Source organism: Pseudomonas sp. WC1 (assembly GCF_050586565.1).
Taxonomy (GTDB): domain Bacteria; phylum Pseudomonadota; class Gammaproteobacteria; order Pseudomonadales; family Pseudomonadaceae; genus Aquipseudomonas.
The window spans coordinates 186,830-197,492 of the sequence record NZ_JBOBDQ010000002.1; the positions used below are offsets into that span (position 1 = coordinate 186,830).

General features: G+C 60.3%; 8 protein-coding genes. 3 read left to right on the forward strand and 5 right to left on the reverse strand.

What is annotated here, in order from left to right; all coding sequences use genetic code 11:
* Window positions 1–77 precede the first annotated feature (77 nt).
* From ACQ4OD_RS01620 to ACQ4OD_RS01630, 3 genes are all read left to right on the forward strand, one after another.
* Window positions 78–860 carry an aldolase gene (locus tag ACQ4OD_RS01620; protein WP_430943779.1) on the forward strand — a complete coding sequence of 261 codons (783 nt, stop codon included), beginning with the start codon at window positions 78–80 and terminating at the stop codon, window positions 858–860.
* Window positions 861–893: 33 nt separating this feature from the next.
* Window positions 894–1,784 carry a dihydrodipicolinate synthase family protein gene (locus ACQ4OD_RS01625; RefSeq protein ID WP_430943780.1) on the forward strand — a complete coding sequence of 297 codons (891 nt, stop codon included), beginning with the start codon at window positions 894–896 and terminating at the stop codon, window positions 1,782–1,784.
* 125 nt (window positions 1,785–1,909) lie between these two features.
* Entirely contained in the window at window positions 1,910–2,467 is a 558-nt protein-coding gene (locus ACQ4OD_RS01630; protein WP_430943781.1) for an RNA 2'-phosphotransferase, read from the forward strand.
* A 116-nt stretch (window positions 2,468–2,583) separates the two neighbouring features.
* Here ACQ4OD_RS01630 and ACQ4OD_RS01635 read toward each other — a convergent pair whose 3' ends face one another.
* The 5 genes from ACQ4OD_RS01635 to ACQ4OD_RS01655 all read right to left on the reverse strand — a co-directional run bounded on the left by ACQ4OD_RS01635 (window position 2,584) and on the right by ACQ4OD_RS01655 (window position 10,632).
* Entirely contained in the window at window positions 2,584–2,778 is a 195-nt protein-coding gene (locus ACQ4OD_RS01635) for a hypothetical protein (RefSeq protein WP_430943782.1), read from the reverse strand.
* Window positions 2,779–2,910: 132 nt separating this feature from the next.
* On the reverse strand, window positions 2,911–3,228 hold the full coding sequence (locus ACQ4OD_RS01640) for a hypothetical protein (RefSeq protein WP_430943783.1): 318 nt from the start codon (window positions 3,226–3,228) through the stop codon (window positions 2,911–2,913).
* Window positions 3,229–3,230: 2 nt separating this feature from the next.
* Window positions 3,231–3,395: a colicin E5-related ribonuclease gene (locus ACQ4OD_RS01645; protein ID WP_430943791.1), complete on the reverse strand. Its 165-nt coding sequence runs from the start codon at window positions 3,393–3,395 to the stop codon at window positions 3,231–3,233.
* A gap of 143 nt (window positions 3,396–3,538) precedes the next feature.
* Complete coding sequence (locus tag ACQ4OD_RS01650) at window positions 3,539–4,138, reverse strand: hypothetical protein (protein WP_430943784.1); 600 nt, start codon at window positions 4,136–4,138, stop codon at window positions 3,539–3,541.
* Window positions 4,138–10,632, reverse strand: a complete 6,495-nt coding sequence (locus ACQ4OD_RS01655) for a hemagglutinin repeat-containing protein (RefSeq protein WP_430943785.1) — start codon at window positions 10,630–10,632, stop codon at window positions 4,138–4,140. The genes ACQ4OD_RS01650 and ACQ4OD_RS01655 overlap by 1 nt, the downstream gene beginning before the upstream one ends.
* Window positions 10,633–10,663 lie beyond the last annotated feature (31 nt).

The window sequence follows — 10,663 nt, forward strand, 5'->3', positions numbered from 1 at the left end:
TTCGCCCCCTCACCGTCCAAAGCTCGGGGGCGAGCCAACCCTGACATCCGTCATCACGCCACAGAGGAAAGCTCCCCATGGCCAATACCCTTACCCTCAGCAAAGACCAGCTGGTGCAAAAGGCACTGACACAGATGCAAGGCTCGCTTGCCGATAATACGTGGACTGTGCGCGAAAAGCTGGCCCTGACCTGCCGAATTCTCTTCGATAACGGCCACGACTCGGGCCTCGCCGGGCAGATCAGCGCCCGTGGCCCGCAACCGGGCACCTTCTACACCCAGCAACTGGGCCTGGGCTTCGACGAGATCACCGCCGGCAACCTGCTGCTGGTCAACGAAGACCTCGAAGTGCTGGAAGGCGAAGGCATGCCCAACCCGGCCAACCGCTTCCACAGCTGGGTGTACCGCGCCCGCCCCGACGTCAACTGCATCATCCACACCCACCCCACCCACGTCGCCGCGCTGTCGATGCTGGAGGTGCCACTGCAGGTCTCGCACATGGACCTGTGCCCGCTGTACGAAGACTGCGCGTTCCTCGAAGCCTGGCCGGGCGTGCCGGTGGGTAACGAGGAAGGCGAGATCATCAGCGCCGCCCTGGGCGACAAGCGCGCCATCTTGCTTTCGCACCACGGCCAGCTGTCCACCGGCACCAGCATCGAACAGGCCTGCGTCTACGCCCAACTGATCGAGCGCGCCGCGCGCCTGCAACTGCTGGCGATGGCCGCCGGCACCATCAAGCCAATCGCCCCGGAGCTGGGCCGCGACGCCCACGACTGGATCGACCGGCCCAAGCGCCACGGCGCCGCCTTCAACTACTACGCCCGGCAGGCCCTGCGCAGCCACGCCGATTGCCTGAACTGATCCCTTTACGCCTTGCTTGCGGAGCCTTGCACAATGACTAATCAATTCCACGGCATCATCGGCTACACCATCACCCCGTTCAGCGCCGGCGGCGAACAGCTCGACCTGCCCGCGCTGGGCCAGTCCATCGACCGCCTGATCGCAGGCGGCGCCCACGCCATCGCCCCGCTGGGCAGCACCGGCGAAGGTGCTTATCTGAGCGACAGCGAATGGCAGCAGGTCGCCCAGTACAGCCTGGAGCGCATTGCCAAGCGCGTGCCGAGCATCGTCAGCGTCTCCGACCTGACCACCGCCGGCGCCGTGCGCCGCGCCCGCTTCGCCCAGCAGCACGGCGCCGACGCGGTAATGGTGCTGCCAGCCGCGTACTGGAAGCTCAGCGAAGCCGAGATCCTCCAGCACTACCGCGCCATTGGCGCGGCCATCGACATCCCGATCATGCTCTACAACAACCCGGCTACCAGCGGCACCGACATGCCGGTGGAGCTGATCCTGCGCATCGTGCGCGAGGTGGACAACGTGACCATGGTCAAGGAGAGCACTGGCGACATCCAGCGCATGCACAAGCTGCAGCTGCTCGGCGAGGGCCAGGTGCCGTTCTACAATGGCTGCAACCCGCTGGCGTTGGAAGCCTTCGTGGCCGGAGCCACGGGCTGGTGCACGGCGGCGGCCAACCTGATTCCCGAACTGAACCTGCGGCTGTACCAGGCGGTGCAGAGCGGTGAGCTGGAACAGGCCAAGGCGCTGTTCTACCGCCAGCTGCCGTTGCTCGACTTCATTCTCAAGGGCGGCTTGCCGGCGACCATCAAGGCTGGCCTTGAGATGACCGGGCTACCGGTAGGCGAACCACGTCGACCGGTGTTCGGGCTGGATGCCGAGGGCCGCGACAAACTGAAGACGCTACTCGACGCTTTGCGTCAGGGTTGATGTAACAAACGCACCTGTGGAAGTTCGCTTCCACAGGTCATTGCACACACTTGAGAACCCCACCCCAAACCCGGAGAATGCCCCCCGACCCAAACGACCAGAAGACATGGAAAAGGACCTTTCCAGTGAACCAGAAACAACGCGACACCCTCAGCAAGTTCCTCAGCTACGTACTGCGCCACGCACCCGAATCCATCGACCTGTCCCTCGACCGCGACGGCTGGGCCGATGTCGACGCGCTGATCCACGGCGCCGGCAGGCAAGGTCATGCCTTCGACCTGCACGCCCTGCGTGAAGTGGTCGAGACCAATGACAAGCGCCGTTTCGCCCTCTCCGACGATGGCCGCCGCATCCGCGCCGCCCAAGGCCACAGCAGCAGCCAGGTCGAAGTGCGCCACGTCGCCAAGGCGCCACCCGCCCTGCTCTATCACGGCACCACCAGCCGCTTCCTGGCCTCCATCGAAGCCCAGGGCTTGATCCCGGGCAGCCGCCATCATGTGCACCTGAGCGAGGATCCACAGACTGCGTTGACGGTGGGCAAGCGATATGGTCAGCCAGTGCTGCTCACGGTCGATACCCAGGCCATGTGCGCAGCGGGAGCAGTGTTCTATCAAGCGGATAACGGTGTCTGGCTGGTAGACCAGGTGCCGCCGGTATATCTGTCACGCCAGGCAGAAGCATAAGCCTGCAAGGAGCGGCCTTGTGCCGCCCGAGCGGTTTAAAGCGGGCCAAGCGTTTCATTGGTAAAGTACCGCGTATACTTATCAATCGCGGGCTCCATCCCACCACGCCCCCCTGATCACACCTGCGAGTCAGTCGAGTTACTCTGGTCGTAGCTGAAAAAGGTCTTGACCTGCCCGCCCCGTCGGTAGGAAAGGGTGAACGCGGTCCAGTGATCGCCTCGCTGGGCGGCGCTTTGCCGCAACTGCTTCACCAGTTTGAAGATCACCGCGTTATTGAAGTCCGTTTCAACATCCGTGATCTCAGCCTGCACCTAGGAAAATAAATCTGTCCCCTTTTCTCCAAAGTAAAGGTTAGAGTAGACAAATAAATCTGCCCCTCTTCTACCCCTCTGCGTACCTCCACCTATAACATCCGGCTCAACTGGTCTGGCGCATTTGCACCATCAACCTCTAACTATAACGAAATCCAGAAGAACATCAGAACCTGAAATCGTGTCAAGAAAATACCTGGCTGACTCCCTCGACGCAGCAGGAAATCTCTTTCCAGCGGATACCGCCAAAGAAGAAAAGTCTGCGGTACAATCCAAGTCAGGAATTCGTTTATCGCCCACAATTTTAAATCCCTCGACTCCGAGCACAGCCGCATCGTGCACCTCACAAAAATCTAGCAACTTACCTCCATCTTCTAAATTGAATAGAGGTGTATCACCCCACATCCTAGTAGGTTCTGGCCCCACACCCACAAACATGAACTCCTGCATTACTAATCCCAATGGGCTACCCAATTTTTATCTGACACCTGCACGATTGCATCTTTCCTGTCATTCCGCACAACGCAAGAAACATCTTTTGCTATATATTCATTTTCCGGATCATTGAAACGAGTACCTGCGCATTGGCTGCCTCCAGTTTTGCAAGCAGGCCGGATGCCTTGTCCGACTGCAGATCGTCATACCTATCCACGGCTACTCCTTCCATGTCACGAATCAGCCGAAACTCGCTCACGACAACGCCGGTCAGATGCTATTAAACTCCCGCCTGTGTGTGGCGAACATGCTTTTCGCCCCAGGCTTAACACCTGTACAAATTGCAAAAATACTCATTGATACATTTCCCATTCAACACTTGTTTCGAATCGAAATCCAAGGTTTGAGAGACGACAACTCCTGGCCTCAGGCTCTCTGGAAAATCTTCAATCGATGCATACTCCCCTGGCACCAGAAACCTGAAGTAGTCTCCCATACTCGTAGGGCCATCAAACCCAACGGGAAAATCCTCTCCCTCTCGGGAACCTTCGACGGCGTGATAGACAAAGAAACCTTTGTTGAAGGCAAGGCTGGCTTCACTGTAGGTTCCTCGCTCTTCGAGATCGCGCAACAGCTCACCCAGAACGAAAGCCTTGTCTCTTCCTTGCCAGCGCCATGCCGAATACAAGTCCACCGTAAAGCCACATTTCTTCAAAGGTGGGTACGACCGAAAGACCTGAGACTCCTCCCACATGAATTCACTGAGGGCGTCCAGCATTTCCTCCGCTCCACTCAGTGCCAAGAGCACTTTCGGAATATCACCAAAACAATTGTTCACCATGACCGCAATTCGACCAACTCTATCCATGGCCAACCACGTGTATATGGTACCGAATCCGGGTTCCCATTGTTCATCAAGGCTCATTACCGGCTCCCCTTAGGCCATGTCACCGCGCAATTTTCGCAAGTTTTTATGATGGCGCCGGGAGGAACATCGTCTCGTCGCCAGACATCACGGGGCCTGACGGCTTCAGTAAATTTTATGTTCCCAGGCACAGCGCCCTGCCTTACCAGTTGATCCGCCGCCGAAATTTCGGCGCAGGCACCCACCTTATTCTTGCAGAAGTCCGTAAACTCACCAACCTTCACTCCCAACTGCGTTTCTATATAAGCGACCGTGGCAGGATGCAGTGAATCGGCAGTAATCGACGCGTTACTGCTTCCCACCGCAACTTTTCCTGTCAACGGATCGAAAGCACCTACCATCGTGGCACTTTTCGTCGCCTGTGTCTTGGATGGAATACTATTGATTGCCGTCAGGAGATCATGGGCAGCCTGGTTTTCAAGAGGGTTCTCGGAAAATACAAGCCCGATATCCTGCTGGTGGCTCGGGGTCACATAGACATCTCGCCCGTGCTGCCCATCAAGCTGACTTCCCCCGGTATGCGGCGTCGTGACGACCTGCCCGCCCTCACCATACCCTCCACTGCTAGGATTCTGCGTCCCGGCCTCAACCAACAATCCTTCGTACTTCTTCAGCCTCGGATCAAGCACGTGAATAGGCAGCCCTTCATTTTGCAGGGACACCTCGACGATCAGCTTGATCATCTGCGCACGCTTGTTGAGATCGCTGACATTAGCCTCGATCTCGTCAATCGCCCTCGACACCGCAGCCTGCATTTCCTCCTGACGCTCTGGTGCAAGTTGGCTAACACCCAGGGCAGTAGCCAGTGCCCCCATCAACACATAACCGGCATAGGCCACCGGGACGAAATTCTGCTGCCCAGGTTTCTGCCCGTTCAGTTTCGCCATGTCATTGAGGATCTTGGCCACCCTGGCCGGGTCCTCGCCGGCCACCTCGGTCAGGCGTTGGGCAACGATATCGAACGCCTCGCTGTTCTGATTGCCAGCAATACGACCGAGCAGCGACCTGACGACGTTCGAGCGCGTCTGTTCGTAGCGACTGCCCAGTTGACGATAAATCTCGCGCGTAGCTAACCCGAAATTCACTGAATCAGGGTTAGTGCCAACAGCCAGCGCCGCGGTCGCAAGGAACACGTCACCTAGTTTGTTAAGAGCCTCTTCACTGTTCTCCCCATACTTTGCCGCGCTGTCTTTCCACTGCTGCAGCGTCTGGACGGGATTCATCACCGCGTGGGTAGAGGACCCAGTCGCATAAAGATCAGTGCGCGACTCATGGTCCCGCGTGATCTCGTAAGCCTTGTCCAGATCCCGATTCAACCCGACAGTGGAGTCCTTCCCCGTCTCCGCATCCTCGCGCACAGTGATATCACCCGCCCCCACGGTGGCACGGACGATCTGCTCGCGGTCCTTCTCGTACTTCCAGCCACTGACGCTCCAGCCGTTCTCGCCTTTGTCACCCTTGCCCGTCTGGCTGCTGTCCTGCTGTGTTGCTGCTGTCCCTTTTTTCCAGGTACCACCGACGTTCAGGTAATAGCCGCGTTCCTGGTCCTTGCCGGCGATATCACTGTGGCCCAGCGTGCCGGTATCGAGCTTGAGGTTGCCGTTGTCGGAGGCGATCAGGGCACCATCGAGCTGGGTGTGGTTTTCGGTGCGGATGTCGACCTTGTCCCGGGCAGTAATGCGGGTCTGGTTTTCCACCCACTCGGTTTCGCCCGTGGTCTTGCCTTTGCCGACCGAGCCGCTGATACCCGAGCCCGGGCCTACCGTGACGGTGGCGCTCAGGTCGAACTCTTTGCCCTTGACCTTGCCGGTATCGATGGCCGAAGCCACGTTCAGGTCGCCGCCCACACGACCGATGACTTCGTCGCCGCGTACCTGGGCGCCTTTGATGTTGGTGTTCTTGCCACTGGTGAACTTCAGCTGGTCGCCTGCGTAGACGTAGGCTTCCTGGTGTCGCTGTGCGTCGCGTTCCAGCTGGCCCTTGCCCAGGTTGACACTGGCGTAGATCCCCACCCCTTCCGAGCCGAACGCCAACCCGACTTCACCACCGCCGTTGCGACGGTTCTGTTCGTAGTGCGAGTCGTTCTGCGCGGCGCGGATGTTCAGGTCATTGCCTGCGGCAAGGTCGATGTCACGCCCGGCCTTGACCTGCGAACCGACGATGTTCAGGTCGTGGCTGGCGTCGAGCTTGATATCGCGCCCCGCGTCGAGCTGGCTCGGCGTCGAGTTGCCCTGGGTGCCATCGGCACCCGCAGCACCATGGCTGGCGCCGATGCCGACCTTGATGCCGCCACTGGTACCACCGTGAACCCCGGCCCAGTTCTGCGACTCGCGGGTCTTCTGGGTGCTGCTGCCGTGGGCGACATCGATATTGATGTCACGCCCCTTGACGTCGATGTCCCGCCCGGCCTGCACTTGGCTGCCTTTGACATTGACGTCGTTGCCGGCCTGCAGCTTGATATCGTTGCCGGCCTCCAGGCTGGAGCCACGGTTGCTTTGCTCGATGCTGGTCTGCTGGTTCTTCTGCGAGCTGTTGCCGATCTTGAGGTCGCCGGTTGGCCCGGCAAGGAACTGGTTGATGCCGTCGATGGCCTGCAGGGTGCTGGCGACCTTGCTCACGCCATTCTCGCCCTTGCCGGCGTTGCTCACCGCGTCCTTGGTGCGCCCGAAGTTATGGTTGATCGAGGCCCCGGCACCCTGGGTCGCATACTCCCGCTCCTGCTCGTGGATACGGGTTTCACGCGCCGCGTCGATGTTGATGTCGCGGCCCGCGCCCAGGCTGATATCGTGGCCTGCTATCAAGTCCGAGCCGGTCTGATTGATATCACGCCCCGCGTTGACCTCCAGGTCCTGGCCAGCCTTGATCTGGCTGGCAGAGGCCAACTGTTCGCGCAGGCGATCCTTGGCCAATTCCTTCTCGACGCCCGCGAACACCTTGATCCCGTTGTCGTCGGCACTGGTACTCAAACCGATCTTCGAGGTTTTCGACCAGGTCTTGCTGTCGCTCTGGTTCTCGGCGGCGGCGACGTTGACATCACGTCCCGCGTTCAAGCTGACATTGCGACCGGCATTGACACCGCTGCCGAGCACGTTGATATCACGCTCGGCCTGGAGCGAGGCATCACGCACGGCCAGGACCTGGCTGCCGACGCTGGTGCTGCTGCGTGCTTCCTGCCCGGCTTTCTTCGCCGAGGCTACCGAAACGGACGGGACGACGACGATGCCGGGGGCAACCGACATGCCGATCTTTTTCTTGTACGAGTCGCTGTGGCTGTAGGCCGTGTCGTTGGCCGACACCAGGTTGATGTCGCCCTCCTTGTCCAGCAACCCCGCACGCAGCTCGACGTCCTTGCCGGCATTCGCCTCGCTGGCGCGCAGGCGCACATCGTTGCCTGCCGCAACCACGATGTCGTTGCCGGCATCCAGTTCACTGCCGACCTGCGTGGCGTGGGTCTGCAACTGGCTCTTGCCGCTTTTCGACAGGCCAAGGAAACCGGACTTGCTCTTCTTGCTGTACTCGCCGTGCTCCTCGACACCGGACAGTACCGCCACATCGCCGGTAGCCCCGAGCATGACATCACCGCCGGCCTTGAGCTGACTGCCGATCACCGCGACATCGCGGCCACCGTCCAGGGCGATGCCGCCATCGGCCTTCTTGCTGACGTTGACGGTCAGGTCGCCGCCGGCCTCGATCACCGAGGCGACGTTGGTGCTGTGGTAGCTCTCCTGCTGCTTGGAACTACTGCGACCGAACGAGCCCTTGCTCTTCTTCAGGTAGTACGAAGCACTTTCGTTCTGGTCGGAGGCGATGGTCAGGTCGCGCTCGGCGTCGATGTCGACATCGCCCTTGCCCTTGACCTGGCTGGCGACGATGGCCATGTCCTGGCCTGCGGACAGTGAGACGTCGCCACCGGCCTTGAGCGTGGTCGAGACCTGGGTGACCTGGTCTTGGGACTGGGTGACCTTCTTGCTGCGGCTGAAACTGTGGGCTTCGTTGGCGGCGGAGCTCAGGTTCAGGTCTTCGCCCGCAGCCAGGGTGAGGTTGCGCCCCGCGTCGATCTGGCTGGCCACGGCGGTGAGATCGCGACCTGCGCCAATGCTCAGGTCGCGACCGGCTTCAAGGGTAGCGCCGTGTTGCTGCACGGTGCTGCTACGCTGAGATCCGGTATAGAACCCCTCGCGCTGCTCGACCGCCAACAGGCTCACGTCGCGTCCAGCACTGAGCGACAGGTCCCCCTCGCTCTTGATCACGCCGCCGATGTTCTTGATGTCCTGACCGGCTTTCAAGGCCAGGCCATTGGACGCCTCGATACGCGCGGCATTGTCGAGGTAATCCCATTGGTTGGTCACCCCCCCATAGGACATCGTATGGCGCACTTGGTCGCGCTGGTTGATGATGTTGCCGCTGACTGCGGTCAGGCTTACATCGCGCCCGGTGATGATGCCGCCGGCGCTATTGCTCAGGTTGTTGCCGGCCAGCAGTTCCAGGCGTTCTCCGGCGTGGATCAGGCCGGTGTTGACCAGGTTGTTGCCGGCGGTGGCGGAGAGGTTGCGACTGGCCTGCAGGATCCCGACGTTGGTCAGGTTCTCGCCGGCGATCAGTTGCACGTCCTGGCCGGCGATCAGCGCTCCGTTGGGCGCCAGGCGGTTATTGGCCTGGGCCAGGTAAAGCACCGGAACCAGGACTTCCTCGCCGTTGACCTGGTGTTTTTCCATCCACACGATGTCATGGGTCAGCGCCGCCACCTGGGAAGCCGTCAGTCCCACCCCCAGACTTAGCTGGAGCTGATCCTTGCTACGGATGGCATTGTCCATCAGGTACTTGAACAGTTGCTCACCGGAGGTCTGGCCATCGATGAACTGCTGGCCGGTGCGGGCCACCACCGCTTGCTGGATCAGGCGCTGTTCGTAAAGACCATCGCCCAGGCGCTTCCAGCTCTGGTCCGGGTCGTAGCCCAAATTGCCGAGCAGGTAGTCGGAACTCATGAACTGCTTGAGCTCGGTGAGGACCGGGTTGGTCTCGATCAGATACTTGTGCGGCTTGCTGACGTACGGATTGCCTACCGTCGGGGTAAGACCGGGAACTCGCGGCATGCCGCTGATACCCAAGTTGCTGGTAACGCTCAGCGCTTGCCCTGTGGCACCGAGGGAACGTTGAGGCACCTGGACATCCACGGATGCACCAGTCGGTGCGAGAACACCAATGCTGCTGGCTTGCCCGGCCAAGGTGCTGGCTTGATGGCCGACACGCTCGATCTGGGAATCGGAAATCCTTGTGGATACCGCATCGCCGGCTTGCAACGTTCCTGTCCCGACCACAGGCGTCAGCGCTTCACGCTCTCTTGTGGAAATCGCGGACGTCGCAAACGTCCAGCTTGGGGACGAAGCCATTGCCGAGTTACCGCTCGCCCCGCTCAGTCGGAACAATCCATTCTGTCCGGTAGGCAACGTAAAGCTGCCTAACGTCAGCGGATTGACCTGCTGGCGAGCGAGATCGGGAGGCAACTGCGCATGCAGCGAAACCAGAGCAGTGCCCGTGGCGCCAGGCAGCGCCGGATCGAAAGACTTGGCCACCGGGCTACCGATGGCCTGGCTCTGTTGGATGACGCTGTTGGTCAGGTTCTGCGTGGCATTGATCTGCACGCGGCCACCCGCTTGCACGACCGCGTTGATCACGCCAGCCTGTCCAGGCAAGGCAACGGTACGCGTATCAAAGAAGTTCTGTACCTGCGCCGGCAGCGCAACGCGAGTGCCGCCGGCACTGTAAGCCGGGGCAACGTTCAGAAAGCTCACGCCGTGTCGCCAGCCCCAGCTATTGATCCAACCCAGGCTGAAGCTCTCTTCGTAGGCTTGAGGCGAACCGGAAATTCTCGGGACGGCAACAGACTCATTCCATCCGGCATCCCAGTGCCTGAAGTTGGCCACGGGCCCACGGGCCCATCGGGAATTCAGGGTAGTCATGGAATAGCCGGGATCATTCGCGGCGTTGTACTGGGCAGCCGCGGCAAGCCAGTCCCGCCCACCAACGCTTACGTTGAACGACTTGAGCGTCTTGAACGAACCGAAGCTCGTCCCGACGTTGTTGAAGGTAGCGAAGTCAGCGATCAGATCACCGCGCGCCGACATGACCGAGTTTGAGTTGGTGAGCGTTTGCCCCTGCATTTGCAGATGCCCACCCGCTGCAATCATCGAGGCGGGCGTATCGATTTCGAGCTTGGTCTCATAAGACTCCTGCAGGACGTAGTGGCCTGAGGCACGTCCGGTGGAGCGCAGGCCGATCGCACCCGAGATCAAACGGTCGGTAGTCTTGATGAACTCCTTCCTGTTATCGATCGTCGCAGCGCGCAAGGACATGTCTGCGGCACTTTCCAGACTGCCGGAAATGTTCTCCAGCAGGGTAGCCCTGTTACCCGCGCCATCCCGCGCCACCGTCAGCCCAGCCAGGCTGTAAACGTCGCCGTAGAAGTTGGTCAGGCTGTCGGTATACAGTTGCATGTCGCCGCCGCTGAACAGCAGCCCACGGTCA

Coding starts and splice junctions, on each gene's coding strand:
- ACQ4OD_RS01625 (WP_430943780.1), top strand. CDS start 894: ATGACTAATCAATTCCACGGCATCATCGGCTACACCATCACCCCGTTC.
- ACQ4OD_RS01620 (WP_430943779.1), top strand. CDS start 78: ATGGCCAATACCCTTACCCTCAGCAAAGACCAGCTGGTGCAAAAGGCA.
- ACQ4OD_RS01655 (WP_430943785.1), bottom strand. CDS start 10,632: ATGCAACTGTATACCGACAGCCTGACCAACTTCTACGGCGACGTTTAC.
- ACQ4OD_RS01640 (WP_430943783.1), bottom strand. CDS start 3,228: ATGCAGGAGTTCATGTTTGTGGGTGTGGGGCCAGAACCTACTAGGATG.
- ACQ4OD_RS01650 (WP_430943784.1), bottom strand. CDS start 4,138: ATGAGCCTTGATGAACAATGGGAACCCGGATTCGGTACCATATACACG.